The following is a 14820-nucleotide window of genomic DNA, read 5'->3' on the forward strand; positions in this document are numbered from 1 at the left end:
CCGGCCACTTCGCAGGCAAGCCCGCGAAGTGGCCGGTGAGCCTGACTAGCAAGGTGGATCAATGACCGATCAACCCCTGGCCCTCACTGTCGAGCAGGGCCTGCACGCCGAACAGGAACTGCTCGCCGCCGTCTGCCGTGGTGAGCGGGAATCCGGCGTGCTCTTCTGGCGCCCGACCGACCATGCCCTGGTCATGCCGCGGCGCATGAGCCGACTCGACAACTTCGAAGCCGCCTGCGCCGAGCTTGCCATTGCCGGCTGGCCGGTGTTGCTGCGTGAAACCGGTGGTGAGCCGGTGCCGCAATCCCATGCAACGGTGAACGTCGCGCTGGTGTACGTGGCTCCGCGCAGCGAAGGCGATCACGGACGTATCGAGAACGCATACGAGCGGTTGTGCCTGCCGTTGTGCGATGTGCTACGCGAATGGGGCGGCGTGGCTTCGGTTGGTGAGATCGATGGCGCGTTCTGCGATGGGCGCTACAACGTCAACCTCGATGGTCGCAAGCTGGTCGGCACCGCCCAGCGCTGGCGCCAGGGGCTGGGCGGCAAGCGCCCGGTGGTGCTGGTGCATGGCGCGCTGTTGCTGGACAACGAGCGCGAGTCGATGGTGGCGGCGGTCAACCGCTTCAATGAATGTTGCGGGTTGGAGCAGCGCTGCCGCGCCGACAGTCATATCGCTTTGCATGAAGTGGCGCCGGCTGCGCCCTGGTTCGAGCGCCTGTCCCAGGCCTACGCTGGGGTGATCGCGGCACTGCCCAAGGACTAGCGGGTGCCGTAGACCACCATGGTCTTGCCCTTGACTTGCACCAGGCTGCGCTCCTCGAGATCCTTGAGTACGCGGCCGACCATCTCGCGCGAGCAACCGACGATCCGGCCGATCTCCTGACGAGTGATCTTGATCTGCATGCCGTCGGGGTGGGTCATCGCATCCGGCTGCTTGCACAGGTCGAGCAGGCAACGGGCGACACGGCCAGTGACGTCGAAGAAGGCCAGGTCGCCGACCTTGCGCGTGGTGTTGCGCAGGCGTTGCGCCATCTGGCTGCCGAGGGCGTAGAGAATGTCCGGGTCATGCCGGGCCAGCTCGCGGAATTTGTCGTAGCTGATCTCGGCCACTTCGCATTCGGTCTTGGCACGCACCCAGGCACTGCGCTGCTGCTCTGGACCCGCCGGCTCGAACAGCCCGAGCTCTCCGAAGAAATCGCCGTTGTTGAGGTAGGCGATGATCATCTCGTGACCTTCGTCGTCCTCGATGAGAATGGTCACCGAACCCTTGACGATGAACGACAGCGTCTCTGCCCGGTCGCCGGCGCAGATGATGTTGCTCTTGGCGGCATAACGGCGGCGCTGGCAATGTACCAGCAGCTTGTCGATATTCTTGATCTTGGCAGCAAGTGCTGAGGCAACCATCACGAAAATCCTGTTCGAGCGACGCAGAGATATTTTTGTAGGGTGTAACTGACAGTAAGCGCCAGTGAATTGGCGTCAGCTTATCAGACACTTCGGATTTATCGGCATGAAACCCTAACGTCTTGAGCTTTTCCGACAGCGCTACAAGGTCTAAGCTGACGGCCTTTTACGAAATCAGGAGTCCGGATAGATGAAGGCACGCATCCAGTGGGCCGGTGAGGCCATGTTCCTCGGTGAGTCGGGGAGTGGGCATGTCGTGGTCATGGACGGTCCTCCCGAGGCTGGCGGTCGCAACCTGGGCGTGCGCCCCATGGAAATGCTGCTGCTCGGCCTGGGCGGCTGCAGCAGCTTCGATGTGGTCAGCATCCTGAAGAAATCCCGACAGGCGGTGGAAAGCTGCGAAGCCTTCCTCGAAGCCGAGCGCGCCAGCGAAGACCCGAAAGTGTTCACCAGGATTCACCTGAATTTCGTGGTCAAGGGCCGTGGGCTGAAGGAGGCGCAGGTCAAGCGTGCGGTAGAGCTGTCGGCGGAGAAATACTGCTCGGCCTCGATCATGCTCGACCGTGCGGGCGTGGAAATCACCCATGGCTACGAAATCGTAGAGCTGGGCTGAGACTGCCGGGGGGCCGCCAGCCGGCCCCGATTCTCAGTCGCGCAGGGCGGGTAGCGCGTTCAGCAGCCATTGCGGTAGCCTGGCGCGCAGCGACTGGCTCAGTTGTTCGCGACGTTTCTGATAGGCCAGACCGAGGCCGATCACCGCCAGCCCGATCAGGGTCACCACCACCGGGAACAGCAACGACTCGGCGAATACGTCATACGACAGGTACCCCAGGTACGCCGCCACGCCCAGGGCGCCGAAAACCATGAACATCGGACGGCGCAGCAGCACTGCACAGCCCATCAGGCCGAGGTTGATCAGGCAGTAGAGCGCCTTGCCCACCTCGCTGTCGCTGTTCATCGAGGTCAACCCGCCCCAGAACGCCGCAAGCCCCGCCAGATAACCCCAATAGGCATAGTCGCGGCGGGTGCGCCCGTCGATGACCAGGAACACGGCCAGCAGCGCCAGGCCGAACCACACCGACACCTTCTCTCGCTGTTCCCAGCTGAACACTTCGCCGTAGAACCATTCGCTCAGGTCCATGGACATGAACCACAGGGCCACGGCAATCGGCATGACGATGAAGGGGAAGGGCACCAGGCGCAGCATCAGCAATCCGGCCAGCACGGTTGCCGCTTCCATCAGCAGCCAGCCACCCTGCACGTAGGTGTAGTACTGGTGGTAGTCGAACTGCACGTCATCCAGCGGCCACCAGCCGAGCAGGCGCTCGATGGCGAACACGGCCAGGGGCACGATGCTCACCGCCACTGCGGCCAGGACACCGGCCGGGATGGCCTGGCCACGGCGCTGCAGTGACAGGGCGAACAGGGTGAGCGCGCTGATATAGAGAAGGGCGACGGCCAGCAGGGCTGTGTCACCGATGCGCATCCAGGCTTCGGTGAGCAGCCAGCCCATGGCGGCCATGATCAGCAGCGCGCCGAAGTAGAAGGCGACATGGGCCAGCTGGAACCGGCCCTGCTGCTGCGGTTGCTGGCGCAGGAACTCGAGCAGCGCCCGGTCCTGTCCTGGCTGGAGGATGCCGGCGCTTACCGCGCTGGCCAGGTCCTTGGCATCGAAGCGCTCGGTCATCGGTTGGTCCTAGATACGGTAGGTACTCTTGGTCATCACCTTGGCCAGCAAACTCATGCCGAAACGCACCGGGGCAGGGAAGCGATAGCCGCCTGCTTCCAGGGCAGACTCGGCGTGCTGCGCTTCATCGACGCGCATCTGCTCGAGAATGGCGCGGGACTTTTCGTCCTGCTCGGGGATCTGCTCGAGGTGTTCGTCCAGGTGCTTGCACACCTGATGCTCGGTCGCCGCGACGAAACCGAGGCTGACCTTGTCGCTGACCAGGCCGGCGACCGCGCCGATGCCGAACGACATGCCGTAGAACAGCGGGTTGAGCACGCTCGGGTGGCTGCCCAGCTGGCGGATGCGCTGTTCGCACCAGGCCAGGTGGTCGATCTCTTCCTCGGCGGCATGCTCCATGGCCTTGCGCACCTGGGGCAGCTTGGCGGTCAGGGCCTGGCCCTGGTAGAGCGCCTGGGCGCAGACTTCACCGGTGTGGTTGATGCGCATCAGGCCGGCGATGTGGCGGGTCTGCGATTCGTCGAGCTCGACATCGGGCTGGATGATGGCGGGCGAGGGGCGGGAAGGTTGGCCGCTGAAGGGCAGCAAGGTGCGCATGGCGGTGTCGGCCTGCAGCAGCAAGCGGTCGAGCGGCGAATAGTGACGTTCGGTAGCCATCGGGCACCTCCGCGAAAGTGATGCCCGACAGTTTAACCCAATCACGCTCGATGGGCTTGCCTTGGGTCAGCCCGGTGGCCAGTTCATCTGGCGCTGGCCGAGCACATGCATGTGGATGTGATAGACCGTCTGGCCGCCCTTGGGGTTGCAGTTCATGACTACGCGGAAACCTTCCTCGCAGCCCTGCTCCACGGCCAGGCGCTGGGCGGTGAAGAGGATGTGGCCAGCCAGGGCCTTGTCTTCTTCGGTCAGGTGGTTGAGGGTCGGGATGTGCTTTTTCGGGATGACCAGAAAATGTACCGGTGCCGCAGGGGCGATATCCTTGAAGGCCAGGATCTGGTCGTCTTCGTAGATGATATCCGCCGGGATTTCCCGGTTGATGATCTTGAGGAATAGATCGTCCACTTCACTTGCTCCTTGGTGAGGGTCGAAGCGCAGTGTACTCAGCGAAGCGTCGCTCGGACAGGGGTCATTCGGCGCCGACGGGGCAATAGCGGCGATGGATCACACCGGCCAGCTTGCGGCTCAACCAGCGCGGCAACAGGCGCGGGACGAAGGCCAGCCAGCGGTTGCGGCGGCCGGGCATGATCAGCGCGCGGTTGCGGTCCAGTGCGCGCACGGTGTAGAGCGCCACTTCCTCGGCGCTCAGGCAGCGCGAACCGCCTTCCAGCCGCGGTATGCGCCGCTGTGCCGAGCGGACCGGCCCCGGGCACAGCACCGAAACCTTGATCCCGGTACGGCGCAGCTCTTCGCGCAGAGCCTCGGAGAAATTCAGCACGTAGGCCTTGCTGGCGCTGTAGCAGGCCATCCACGGCCCCGGTGCAGCGCTGGCCAGCGAGGCGACGTTGAGGATCTGACCGCCGCCGTGCACCGCCATCAGGTTGCCGATGGCGTGGCACAGGCGGGTCAGGGCGAGAATGTTGACCTCCAGCAGGTCCTGCTCATCGGCCCATTCGTGGGCCAGGAACGGCCCATAGGTGCGTTGCCCCGCACAGTTGACCAGCAGATCGATGCGCCGCTCGCCTTCTTCGAGTTCCAGCACGAAGCCGGACAGGCGAAGGGGCTGGCTGAGGTCGCAGGCGCGCAGCAGCACCTCGACGCCGAAGCGCTGGGTCAACTCGATGGCGATCGGTTCCAGGGTTTCACGGTGACGTGCCACCAGGATCAGGTTGCGCCCGCGCCGCGCCAGGGCCTCCGCCAGGGCCAGGCCCAGGCCGCTGGAAGCTCCGGTGATCATGGCGTAACGGGTCATGCAAGGCTCCTGGGGACGAAAGAGGGCGCCTAGTGTACAGCTTGGCCGGGGCTGTTGTGGTCTTTTGCAGGGGCTTCAGAGCGCCAGTTCACGGCTGCGATCCAGGGCGGCCTGGTATTCCTTGTGCAGTCGTTCGATCAGCTCGGCCGTCTGCGGCAGGTCATGGATACCGCCCGCGCCCTGGCCGGCAGACCATACGGTCTTCCAGGCCTTGGCCTCTTCATCCAGTGGCTTGAGCTTGGTCTCGCCCGGATTGTGCTTGAGCGCGCTCATGTCGTAACCGGCCTGCTCCAGGCTCTGGCGCAGGAAGCTGGCCGGGACACCGGACACCGCCGGGGTGTGGACGATATCGGCGGCCCGGGCATCGAGCAGCATCTGCTTGTAGGCCTCCTGGGCGTGGCTCTCGTGCGTGGCGATGAAGCGCGTCCCCATGTAGGCGAGGTCGGCACCCATAAGGCGGGCGGCGAGGATTTCGTGGCCATGGTTGATGCAGCCGGCCAGCAGCAGGGTCTTGTCGAAGAACTGGCGGATTTCCGCGACCAGGGCGAACGGGCTCCAGGTCCCGGCGTGACCGCCTGCGCCCGCCGCTACGGCGATCAGGCCGTCGACGCCCGCCTCGGCAGCCTTTTCCGCGTGACGCCGGGTGGTGACATCGTGGAACACCAGGCCACCGTAGCTGTGTACCGCATCCACCACTTCCTTCACCGCGCCCAGGCTGGTGATGACGATGGGCACCCGATGTTTCACGCACAGGGCGAGGTCTGCCTGCAGGCGCGGGTTGCTCGGGTGCACGATCAGGTTCACGGCATAAGGCGCCGGCGCCTGCAGTTGCGCCAGACCTGCCTCGATCTCCTCCAGCCAGGCCTCGAAGCCAGCGCTGTCGCGTTGGTTCAGTGCCGGGAAACTGCCCACTACACCCTGGCCGCAGCAGGCCAGGACCAGTTGCGGGTTGGAAATCAGGAACATCGGGGCAGCGACCACGGGCAGTCGCAGGCGTCGTTCGAGGGTGGCAGGCAGTGACATGGCAAGACTCCTTTGCTCAGGAAGGATCAGAACGGTTTGACCACGACCAGAATGACGATGGCCAGCAGGATCAATACAGGGACTTCGTTGAACCAGCGGTAGTACATATGGCTGCGGGTGTTCTGACCGGCGGCGAAGCGTTTGCGTTGCGCGCCGCAGATGTGATGGTAGCCGGTCAGCAGGATCACCAGGGTCAGCTTGGCGTGCAGCCAGCCCTGGCTCAGCCAGCCGGGGGTGAGGTAGAGCATCCAGATGCCGAACACGTAGGTGGCGATCATCGCCGGGTTCATGATGCCGCGGTACAGCTTGCGCTCCATGGTGACGAAGCGGTCCTGGCTGATGCTGTCCTGGCTCTGGGCGTGGTAGACGAACAGTCGCGGCAGGTAGAACAGGCCGGCGAACCAGCAGACCACGCTGACGATATGCAGCGCCTTGATCCAGAGATAGAGCATGGGGGACTTCCTTCAGATTTTCACGGTCGTCAGATAGTAGAGGTCCGGTACCGCAAAGGGGTACCCAAGAGTTGTTACAGGCGTCACGTAACCCTATTATCGTGCGCTTTCCAGTGGTCTCGTTGATAAGGGGCAAGCGTCATGATCAAGGTCGGTATCGTCGGCGGCACGGGTTACACCGGTGTCGAACTGTTGCGCCTGCTGGCACAGCACCCACAGGCCGAAGTGGCGGTCATCACATCGCGCTCCGAAGCGGGTGTCGCGGTGGCCGACATGTACCCGAACCTGCGCGGCCACTATGACGGCCTGCAGTTCAGCGTCCCCGACAGCAAGACCCTCGGAGCCTGCGACGTGGTGTTCTTCGCCACCCCGCATGGTGTTGCCCATGCCCTGGCGGGTGAATTGCTGGCCGCCGGGGCCAAGGTCATCGACCTGTCTGCCGACTTCCGCCTGCAGGATGCCGCCGAATGGGGCAAATGGTACGGTCAGCCGCATGGCGCGCCAGAGCTGCTCGAGGATGCGGTCTATGGGCTGCCGGAAGTCAATCGCGAGAAGATCCGCCAGGCGCGCCTGATCGCGGTGCCGGGCTGCTATCCGACCGCCACCCAGCTTGGTTTCCTGCCGCTGCTCGAGGCGGGCCTTGCCGATCCGTCGCGGCTGATCGCCGACTGCAAGTCAGGTGTCAGCGGCGCTGGCCGTGGTGCCGCGGTGGGTTCGCTGTTCTGCGAGGCTGGCGAAAGCATGAAGGCCTATGCGGTCAAGGGCCACCGCCACCTCCCGGAAATCAGCCAAGGCCTGCGCCTGGCCGCCGGCAAGGATATCGGCCTGACCTTCGTGCCGCACCTGACGCCGATGATTCGCGGCATTCACGCCACCCTCTACGCCAACGTGGTGGACACTTCGGTCGACCTGCAGGCGCTGTTCGAGAAGCGCTATGCCGATGAACCGTTCGTCGACGTGATGCCAGCCGGCAGCCACCCCGAGACCCGCAGCGTGCGCGGTGCAAACGTCTGCCGTATTGCTGTTCATCGCCCGCAGGGCGGCGACCTGGTGGTCGTGCTGTCGGTAATCGACAACCTGGTCAAGGGCGCATCCGGCCAGGCTGTGCAGAACCTGAACATCCTGTTCGGCCTGGACGAGCGCATGGGCCTGTCCCACGCGGGCCTGTTGCCCTGATCGCCGCGCTTGAAGAAGGCCCGCGCTGTGCGGGCCTTTTCGTTTGTCTCGACCAAAGCCGCACAATTGTTGACCAATTTTCTCGGAGAAGCGGATAATGCGCGTCATCGAGTTTTATGGCGGCTAACGCCGGGAGAAACAACATGAGCGTCGAAACCTTCACCCCCACCGCTTTGGAATTTACCCAAGGGGCTGCGCACAAGGTGAAGACCCTGGTGTCCGAGGAAGGCAATGATCGCCTCAAGCTGCGCGTGTTCGTCACCGGCGGCGGCTGCTCGGGTTTCCAGTACGGCTTCACCTTCGATGAGGACGTGGCCGAGGACGACACCATCGTCGAGCGCGAAGGCGTGTCGCTGGTGGTCGACCCGATGAGCTTCCAGTACCTGGCCGGTGCCGAGGTGGACTACCAGGAAGGCCTGGAAGGCTCGCGCTTCGTGATCAAGAACCCCAACGCTGCCACCACCTGCGGGTGCGGTTCGTCGTTCTCGATCTGATTCGGGCTGCAATGCAATGAAAACGCCGCGCAATTGCGCGGCGTTTTCGTTTCCGTCGATCAGGCGGGGTAGATGGCGCCCAGCACTCGCAACCCTCTGGCCGCAGTGACGCTCGGGCGGTTCGCCGGGATGCCTTCGAGGCAGCAGTGGGCCAGCCAGGCGAAGGCCATGGCCTCGATCCAGTCCGGATCACGGGTGCTGGTCACTGTCGCGCCGGGCAACAAGTCGGCGAGGCGCTTCATCAATGCGCCATTGCGTGCACCGCCGCCACAGACCATCAGGGCTTCGGTACCGCGTTGGGCGTTGCGCAGCGCATCGATGACGCTGCGCGCGGTCAGTTCCAGCAGTGTGGCCTGGACGTCTTCGTCGCGGTAGTGCGGCAGCCGGGCCAGGTGGGCGTCCAGCCAGGCCAGGTTGAACACCTCGCGGCCGGTGCTCTTGGGGCCGCTGCCGGCAAAGAACGGGTCGCCGAGCAGTGCCTTCAGCAGGTCGTCCTGGACCGTGCCGCTGGCGGCCCAGCTACCGTCTGCGTCGAAGGTCTGGCCGCGCTTGCGTTCGATCCAGGCATCCAGCAGCACGTTGCCCGGGCCACAGTCGAAACCGTGCACAGGCGTGTCGTCGGCAATCAGGCTGAGGTTGCTGAAGCCGCCAACATTGAGCACCGCCAGGCGTTTGCCCAGATGGCCGAACAAGGCCTCGTGAAATGCCGGGACCAGCGGTGCGCCCTGACCGCCTGCGGCCACGTCGCGACGACGGAAGTCGCCGACCACGCAGATGCCTGTCAGCTCGGCGAGCAGCGCCGGGTTGCCGATCTGTACGGTGAAGCCACGTGCCGGTTCATGACGGATGGTCTGGCCATGGCTACCGATGGCGCGGATGGCGCCAGGCTCGAGTTTCTGCTCGGCCAGCAATTGCTGGATGCCTTCTGCGGCGAGGCTGGCCCAGCGATTCTCGGCCACCGCCGCCCGCGCGATTTCGTCGGGGCCGCTGGCGCAGAGGCTCAGCAGTTCCTGGCGAAGCTCGCCCGGCATCGGCAGGTAGCGGGTCGCGAGCAGCCGGGGCTGCTCGTGCTGTTCGATCAGGGCGATGTCCAGGCCATCCAGGCTGGTACCCGACATCACCCCCAGGTAGAGCGCCATTTCAGCGCTTGTTTGCGGCGAGCAGGGTAGCTTTTTCCTGATCCATGCGGGCGATCAGGGGCTGGCTCTGCTGCATGAAGCGCTGGCGCTCGGCCTTGGCGATCGGATCGGCCATCGGCACTTTCTGGCTCAGCGGGTCGACGTGCACACCGTTGACCTGGAACTCGTAGTGCAGGTGCGGGCCGGTCGACAGGCCGGTGGTGCCGATGTAACCGATGATCTGGCCTTGCTTGACGTTGCTGCCGGTCTTGATGCCCTTGGCGAAGCCTTGCATGTGACCGTAGAGCGTCTTGTAGCTGTTGCCGTGGGCGATGATCACGGTGTTGCCGTAGCCGCCGCGACGGCCGGCCAGCTCGATGCGACCATCGCCGGCGGCCTTGATCGGCGTACCGCGCGGGGCCGCGTAATCGACACCCTTGTGGGCGCGGATCTTGTTGAGGATCGGGTGCTTGCGCCCGGCTGAGAAGCGCGAGCTGATACGGGCGAAGTCGACCGGCGTGCGGATGAACGCCTTGCGCAGGCTGTTGCCGTCGGCAGTGTAGTAGCTGGTGTTGCCCTGCTTGTTGGTGTAGCGCACGGCGGTGTAGGTCTTGCCGCGGTTGGTGAAGCGCGCGGACAGGATGTTGCCGGTGCCGATCACCTTGCCGTCCATGATCTTCTGCTCGTAGACCACGTCGAATTCATCGCCTGGGCGGATGTCCTGGGCGAAGTCGATGTCGTAGCCCAGTACGCGGGCCATATCCATGGTCATGCTGTGGGAGAGGCCGGCACGCTGCGCCGAGGCCGACAGCGAGCTCTTGATCACGCCATGGGCGTAGGCGGTGCGCACCACGGGCTTGCTGATCTCGCGTTCGAACGCGTAGCCCTTGGCGGTCTTGTTCAGGCGGATGCTTTCCAGGTTGCTGACCTGGCTGTGCAGGCTGGCCAGTTGGCCGTCCTTGTCCAGTTCGAACTGCAGCACCTGGCCGTGCTTCAACTGGCTGAACTGCTTGGCCTGCTTGTCGCTGGCCAGTACGTCATGCACCACGTTGGCGGGCAGCCCGACCTTGGCGAACAGGGTGGAGAGGGTATCGCCGCGGGCAACCACCACCTCGCGGTGGTTCTCCTGCGGTTTTTCCTGGGCGACGGGCTGTTGCTGCTCGGCGGCCTGCTCGGTGTCTGCCTGCTCCCCTTCGATCTGGGCGAAGGGCGAGCCGTTGCTGTCGTCGGACTGCACCAGCGGTGCGGCCCGGGATTCGTCTTTGAGTTGCTCGGCCGGGGTGTCGAGCTCGAGGCTGAGGGTGGTCTTCTTCGCTTCTACATCGCTGGAGGGAAATACCAGCAGGGCCAGGCTGAGCAGGGCGGCGATGCCGCTGGCGGCCAACAGATGGCTTTTCGGATAAAGCGGCGGCGCTTTAGGCGTGTCGTTGGTCATAGGTGAGGTGACTTTGAAAAGGTGAATGAAAAAAGTGAATGAATACGCTGAAAAACAAGGTGGAAAAGATGAATGACATGATGAAGATGAAATAACTGTATAAAATATAACCAAATCCAGTTTCGCGCAAGGGCGCGTAGACGCCGCAAGGCGCCTTCCGGGTCACATTCCGTTGCGAAACTTGTATTTGACGGCCGATCTTGTATGGTTGGTCCCCTTTGAATCTGAGCCTTGCGGGTCTGTCTATGAAGTCGGTTGAAGAGCAGCTGGCGCTTATCAAGCGCGGTGCGGAAGAGGTGTTGGTCGAGTCGGAACTGGTGGAGAAGCTCAAGCGCGGCCAACCGCTGCGGATCAAGGCCGGCTTCGACCCGACGGCTCCCGACCTGCACCTGGGCCATACCGTGCTGATCAACAAGCTGCGTCAGTTCCAGGAGCTGGGTCACCAGGTGATCTTCCTGATCGGCGACTTCACCGGCATGATCGGCGACCCGAGCGGCAAGAGCACCACGCGTCCGCCGCTGACCCGCGAGCAGGTGCTGGACAATGCCGAAACCTACAAGCAGCAGGTGTTCAAGATCCTCGACCCGGCCAAGACCGAAGTCGCGTTCAACTCCACCTGGATGGACAAGCTGAGCCCGGCCGACTTCATTCGCCTGGCCTCCCAGTACACCGTCGCGCGCATGCTCGAGCGTGACGACTTCGACAAGCGCTACACCAGCCAGCAGCCGATCGCCATTCACGAGTTCCTCTACCCGCTGGTGCAGGGCTACGACTCGGTCGCGCTCAAGGCGGACGTCGAGCTTGGCGGCACCGACCAGAAGTTCAACCTGCTGATGGGGCGTGAGCTGCAGCGCGCCTATGGCCAGGAAGCGCAGAACATCGTGACCATGCCGCTGCTGGAAGGTCTCGATGGCGTGAAGAAGATGTCCAAGTCGCTGGGCAATTATGTCGGCATCCAGGAAGCGCCCGGGGTGATGTACAGCAAGCTGGTGTCGATTCCTGACACCTTGATGTGGCGTTACTTCGAGCTGCTGAGCTTCCGTTCGATGGATGAGATCGATCAGTTCCGTGCCGATGTCGAGCAGGGTGCCAACCCGCGTGACATCAAGATCAAGCTGGCCGAAGAGATCGTTGCCCGCTTCCATGGTGAGGAGGCTGCGGCCAATGCCCACCGTGCTGCGGGCAACCGCATGAAGGAAGGCGAGCTGCCTGAGGATCTGCCGGAGATCGAAGTCGCTGCAGCTGAAGACCTGCCGATCGCTGCGGTGCTGAACCGTGCGGGCCTGGTGAAGAACTCGGCGCAGGCGCGGGATCTGCTCGGCAGTGGTGCGGTCAAGGTAGATGGTGCGGTGGTCGACAAGGACTTCGTGTTTGCCCTGGGTGCTACCCATGTGTGCCAGGCAGGGAAGAAGTCGTTTGGGCGGGTTACGCTGAAGGCCGAGTGATTGGTTGCGGGTGTAGCTATATATAGAAGCGGGGAGGCCGGAAGGCCTCCCCGCTTTGCTTTGTGGGGGCAGAGAAGGGACTGGTTGGGTTTGGTGGTAGGGTTGCCAGGTGTCTGCCTTGATGTTTTCTGCGCTCTTGAGATCGAGCGCAGAAAGGTTTGAGGCAGCCACTTGGTGGCCTATATAAGGTCTGTGCCTGGAATGTTTCAATTATTTGAAATAAAAGGTTGACGCCCTCTCGGATCCCCTTATAATGCGCCCCACTTCCGCAGCAAACGGAACGCGAAACTCCTTGTTAATCAACGAGTTAAGCGAGTTCGGTGTAGCGCGAAGGGCTTCGATCTGGTGATCGGCAGCGGTGAAAAAGGCAGTTGACAGCATCGTTTGGTGCTGTATGATTCGCCTCCCGCTACGAGAGATCGCAGCGAGTCAAGTGTTTGAAGCTAAACGAGTTTCTCGCGAAAAACTTCAAAATAAATGCTTGACACCGAATGAGGAAAGCGTAGAATGCGCGCCTCGGTTGAGACGAAAAGCTCTTGACCAAACGCTCTTTAACAAATCGAATCAAGCAATTCGTGTGGGTGCTTGTGAGTACGGACTGATAGTCGCCAAGATTATCAGCATCACAAGTGGCCATGCGAGAAATCACATAGTCATTTGAGATTGCTGAGCCAAGTTTAGGGTTTCTTAAAAACCCAAGCAGTATTGAACTGAAGAGTTTGATCATGGCTCAGATTGAACGCTGGCGGCAGGCCTAACACATGCAAGTCGAGCGGATGACGGGAGCTTGCTCCTTGATTCAGCGGCGGACGGGTGAGTAATGCCTAGGAATCTGCCTGGTAGTGGGGGACAACGTTTCGAAAGGAACGCTAATACCGCATACGTCCTACGGGAGAAAGCAGGGGACCTTCGGGCCTTGCGCTATCAGATGAGCCTAGGTCGGATTAGCTAGTTGGTGAGGTAATGGCTCACCAAGGCGACGATCCGTAACTGGTCTGAGAGGATGATCAGTCACACTGGAACTGAGACACGGTCCAGACTCCTACGGGAGGCAGCAGTGGGGAATATTGGACAATGGGCGAAAGCCTGATCCAGCCATGCCGCGTGTGTGAAGAAGGTCTTCGGATTGTAAAGCACTTTAAGTTGGGAGGAAGGGTTGTACGTTAATACCGTGCAATTTTGACGTTACCGACAGAATAAGCACCGGCTAACTCTGTGCCAGCAGCCGCGGTAATACAGAGGGTGCAAGCGTTAATCGGAATTACTGGGCGTAAAGCGCGCGTAGGTGGTTCGTTAAGTTGGATGTGAAAGCCCCGGGCTCAACCTGGGAACTGCATCCAAAACTGGCGAGCTAGAGTATGGTAGAGGGTGGTGGAATTTCCTGTGTAGCGGTGAAATGCGTAGATATAGGAAGGAACACCAGTGGCGAAGGCGACCACCTGGACTGATACTGACACTGAGGTGCGAAAGCGTGGGGAGCAAACAGGATTAGATACCCTGGTAGTCCACGCCGTAAACGATGTCAACTAGCCGTTGGAATCCTTGAGATTTTAGTGGCGCAGCTAACGCATTAAGTTGACCGCCTGGGGAGTACGGCCGCAAGGTTAAAACTCAAATGAATTGACGGGGGCCCGCACAAGCGGTGGAGCATGTGGTTTAATTCGAAGCAACGCGAAGAACCTTACCAGGCCTTGACATGCAGAGAACTTTCCAGAGATGGATTGGTGCCTTCGGGAACTCTGACACAGGTGCTGCATGGCTGTCGTCAGCTCGTGTCGTGAGATGTTGGGTTAAGTCCCGTAACGAGCGCAACCCTTGTCCTTAGTTACCAGCACGTTATGGTGGGCACTCTAAGGAGACTGCCGGTGACAAACCGGAGGAAGGTGGGGATGACGTCAAGTCATCATGGCCCTTACGGCCTGGGCTACACACGTGCTACAATGGTCGGTACAGAGGGTTGCCAAGCCGCGAGGTGGAGCTAATCTCACAAAACCGATCGTAGTCCGGATCGCAGTCTGCAACTCGACTGCGTGAAGTCGGAATCGCTAGTAATCGCGAATCAGAATGTCGCGGTGAATACGTTCCCGGGCCTTGTACACACCGCCCGTCACACCATGGGAGTGGGTTGCACCAGAAGTAGCTAGTCTAACCTTCGGGAGGACGGTTACCACGGTGTGATTCATGACTGGGGTGAAGTCGTAACAAGGTAGCCGTAGGGGAACCTGCGGCTGGATCACCTCCTTAATCGAAGACATCAGCCTGCTGATGAGCTCCCACACGAATTGCTTGATTCATTGTAAAAGACGATGCTGTAACGCGACCCTGTTATAGGTCTGTAGCTCAGTTGGTTAGAGCGCACCCCTGATAAGGGTGAGGTCGGCAGTTCAAATCTGCCCAGACCTACCATTACATGGTGCGGCCTAGGACAAAACGGGGCCATAGCTCAGCTGGGAGAGCGCCTGCCTTGCACGCAGGAGGTCAGCGGTTCGATCCCGCTTGGCTCCACCACTCTTTCAAGATGCAGCACTGTTCAGAACTTAGAAATGAACATTCGGACATGAATGTTGATTTCTGACTTTTGTCAGATCGTTCTTTAAAAATTCGGATATGTGATAGAAATAGACTGAAGACCAGTTTCACTGCTGGAATTCAGGCTAAGGTAAAATTTGTGAGT

At 61.6% G+C, this 14820-nt stretch carries 14 protein-coding genes, 2 tRNA genes and 1 rRNA gene; 8 read left to right on the forward strand and 9 right to left on the reverse strand.

The window, feature by feature from the left end:
• Positions 1-61: 61 nt before the first annotated feature.
• A complete protein-coding gene (locus AC1TXO_RS02315; protein ID WP_486404893.1) occupies positions 62-766 on the forward strand; it encodes a lipoate--protein ligase family protein in 705 nt (234 codons plus the stop codon).
• On the opposite strand, the gene crp is transcribed toward AC1TXO_RS02315, so the two are convergent.
• A complete protein-coding gene (gene crp / locus AC1TXO_RS02320; RefSeq protein WP_486404894.1) occupies positions 763-1407 on the reverse strand; it encodes a cAMP-activated global transcriptional regulator CRP in 645 nt (214 codons plus the stop codon). The genes AC1TXO_RS02315 and crp overlap by 4 nt on opposite strands.
• Before the next feature lie 190 nt (positions 1408-1597).
• Here crp and AC1TXO_RS02325 point away from each other — a divergent pair, with 190 nt between their 5' ends.
• Entirely contained in the window at positions 1598-2020 is a 423-nt protein-coding gene (locus AC1TXO_RS02325; RefSeq protein ID WP_486404895.1) for an OsmC family protein, read from the forward strand.
• A 33-nt stretch (positions 2021-2053) separates the two neighbouring features.
• On the opposite strand, the gene AC1TXO_RS02330 is transcribed toward AC1TXO_RS02325, so the two are convergent.
• The 6 genes from AC1TXO_RS02330 to hemJ form a co-directional block, all read right to left on the reverse strand.
• Positions 2054-3094, reverse strand: coding sequence for a DUF2157 domain-containing protein (locus AC1TXO_RS02330; RefSeq protein ID WP_486404896.1), 1041 nt, complete (start codon positions 3092-3094; stop codon positions 2054-2056).
• 9 nt (positions 3095-3103) lie between these two features.
• Complete coding sequence (gene coq7, locus AC1TXO_RS02335) at positions 3104-3751, reverse strand: 2-polyprenyl-3-methyl-6-methoxy-1,4-benzoquinone monooxygenase (protein WP_486404897.1); 648 nt, start codon at positions 3749-3751, stop codon at positions 3104-3106.
• A gap of 66 nt (positions 3752-3817) precedes the next feature.
• Positions 3818-4156, reverse strand: a complete 339-nt coding sequence (locus tag AC1TXO_RS02340; protein ID WP_151925239.1) for a histidine triad nucleotide-binding protein — start codon at positions 4154-4156, stop codon at positions 3818-3820.
• 64 nt (positions 4157-4220) lie between these two features.
• The gene (locus AC1TXO_RS02345) at positions 4221-5003 is read right to left on the reverse strand and encodes an SDR family NAD(P)-dependent oxidoreductase (protein ID WP_486404898.1); all 783 of its coding nucleotides are present in this window, start codon (positions 5001-5003) and stop codon (positions 4221-4223) included.
• A gap of 75 nt (positions 5004-5078) precedes the next feature.
• Positions 5079-6026 (reverse strand): NAD(P)H-dependent flavin oxidoreductase, encoded by a 948-nt coding sequence (locus AC1TXO_RS02350; protein ID WP_486404899.1) that lies wholly within the window; start codon positions 6024-6026, stop codon positions 5079-5081.
• 26 nt (positions 6027-6052) lie between these two features.
• Positions 6053-6478 (reverse strand): protoporphyrinogen oxidase HemJ, encoded by a 426-nt coding sequence (gene hemJ / locus AC1TXO_RS02355; RefSeq protein WP_486404900.1) that lies wholly within the window; start codon positions 6476-6478, stop codon positions 6053-6055.
• A gap of 141 nt (positions 6479-6619) precedes the next feature.
• On the opposite strand from hemJ, the gene argC reads away from it, so the two are divergent.
• Positions 6620-7654 carry an N-acetyl-gamma-glutamyl-phosphate reductase gene (gene argC / locus AC1TXO_RS02360; RefSeq protein WP_486404901.1) on the forward strand — a complete coding sequence of 345 codons (1035 nt, stop codon included), beginning with the start codon at positions 6620-6622 and terminating at the stop codon, positions 7652-7654.
• Positions 7655-7797: 143 nt separating this feature from the next.
• Entirely contained in the window at positions 7798-8148 is a 351-nt protein-coding gene (gene erpA, locus AC1TXO_RS02365) for an iron-sulfur cluster insertion protein ErpA (protein ID WP_029615063.1), read from the forward strand.
• 59 nt (positions 8149-8207) lie between these two features.
• Here erpA and AC1TXO_RS02370 read toward each other — a convergent pair whose 3' ends face one another.
• The gene (locus AC1TXO_RS02370) at positions 8208-9287 is read right to left on the reverse strand and encodes an anhydro-N-acetylmuramic acid kinase (protein WP_486404902.1); all 1080 of its coding nucleotides are present in this window, start codon (positions 9285-9287) and stop codon (positions 8208-8210) included.
• A gap of 1 nt (position 9288) precedes the next feature.
• Positions 9289-10701: a peptidoglycan DD-metalloendopeptidase family protein gene (locus tag AC1TXO_RS02375; RefSeq protein ID WP_486404903.1), complete on the reverse strand. Its 1413-nt coding sequence runs from the start codon at positions 10699-10701 to the stop codon at positions 9289-9291.
• Positions 10702-10946: 245 nt separating this feature from the next.
• Between AC1TXO_RS02375 and tyrS the strand changes: the two genes are divergently transcribed.
• The 4 genes from tyrS to AC1TXO_RS02395 all read left to right on the forward strand — a co-directional run bounded on the left by tyrS (position 10947) and on the right by AC1TXO_RS02395 (position 14654).
• Positions 10947-12146, forward strand: coding sequence for a tyrosine--tRNA ligase (gene tyrS / locus AC1TXO_RS02380; protein ID WP_486404904.1), 1200 nt, complete (start codon positions 10947-10949; stop codon positions 12144-12146).
• Positions 12147-12853: 707 nt separating this feature from the next.
• A 16S ribosomal RNA gene (locus tag AC1TXO_RS02385) occupies positions 12854-14390 on the forward strand.
• An 85-nt stretch (positions 14391-14475) separates the two neighbouring features.
• Positions 14476-14552 (forward strand) — tRNA-Ile (locus tag AC1TXO_RS02390).
• A gap of 26 nt (positions 14553-14578) precedes the next feature.
• A tRNA-Ala gene (locus tag AC1TXO_RS02395) sits at positions 14579-14654 on the forward strand.
• Positions 14655-14820 lie beyond the last annotated feature (166 nt).

The sequence above is a fragment of the Pseudomonas sp. FA117 genome, assembly GCF_057370475.1.

Bases quoted from the DNA above. Each gene is read 5' to 3' on its own strand.
- AC1TXO_RS02315 (WP_486404893.1), top strand. From the start codon at position 62: ATGACCGATCAACCCCTGGCCCTCACTGTCGAGCAGGGCCTGCACGCC.
- crp (WP_486404894.1), bottom strand. From the start codon at position 1,407: ATGGTTGCCTCAGCACTTGCTGCCAAGATCAAGAATATCGACAAGCTG.
- AC1TXO_RS02325 (WP_486404895.1), top strand. From the start codon at position 1,598: ATGAAGGCACGCATCCAGTGGGCCGGTGAGGCCATGTTCCTCGGTGAG.
- AC1TXO_RS02330 (WP_486404896.1), bottom strand. From the start codon at position 3,094: ATGACCGAGCGCTTCGATGCCAAGGACCTGGCCAGCGCGGTAAGCGCC.
- coq7 (WP_486404897.1), bottom strand. From the start codon at position 3,751: ATGGCTACCGAACGTCACTATTCGCCGCTCGACCGCTTGCTGCTGCAG.
- AC1TXO_RS02345 (WP_486404898.1), bottom strand. From the start codon at position 5,003: ATGACCCGTTACGCCATGATCACCGGAGCTTCCAGCGGCCTGGGCCTG.
- AC1TXO_RS02350 (WP_486404899.1), bottom strand. From the start codon at position 6,026: ATGTCACTGCCTGCCACCCTCGAACGACGCCTGCGACTGCCCGTGGTC.
- hemJ (WP_486404900.1), bottom strand. From the start codon at position 6,478: ATGCTCTATCTCTGGATCAAGGCGCTGCATATCGTCAGCGTGGTCTGC.
- argC (WP_486404901.1), top strand. From the start codon at position 6,620: ATGATCAAGGTCGGTATCGTCGGCGGCACGGGTTACACCGGTGTCGAA.
- erpA (WP_029615063.1), top strand. From the start codon at position 7,798: ATGAGCGTCGAAACCTTCACCCCCACCGCTTTGGAATTTACCCAAGGG.
- AC1TXO_RS02370 (WP_486404902.1), bottom strand. From the start codon at position 9,287: ATGGCGCTCTACCTGGGGGTGATGTCGGGTACCAGCCTGGATGGCCTG.
- AC1TXO_RS02375 (WP_486404903.1), bottom strand. From the start codon at position 10,701: ATGACCAACGACACGCCTAAAGCGCCGCCGCTTTATCCGAAAAGCCAT.
- tyrS (WP_486404904.1), top strand. From the start codon at position 10,947: ATGAAGTCGGTTGAAGAGCAGCTGGCGCTTATCAAGCGCGGTGCGGAA.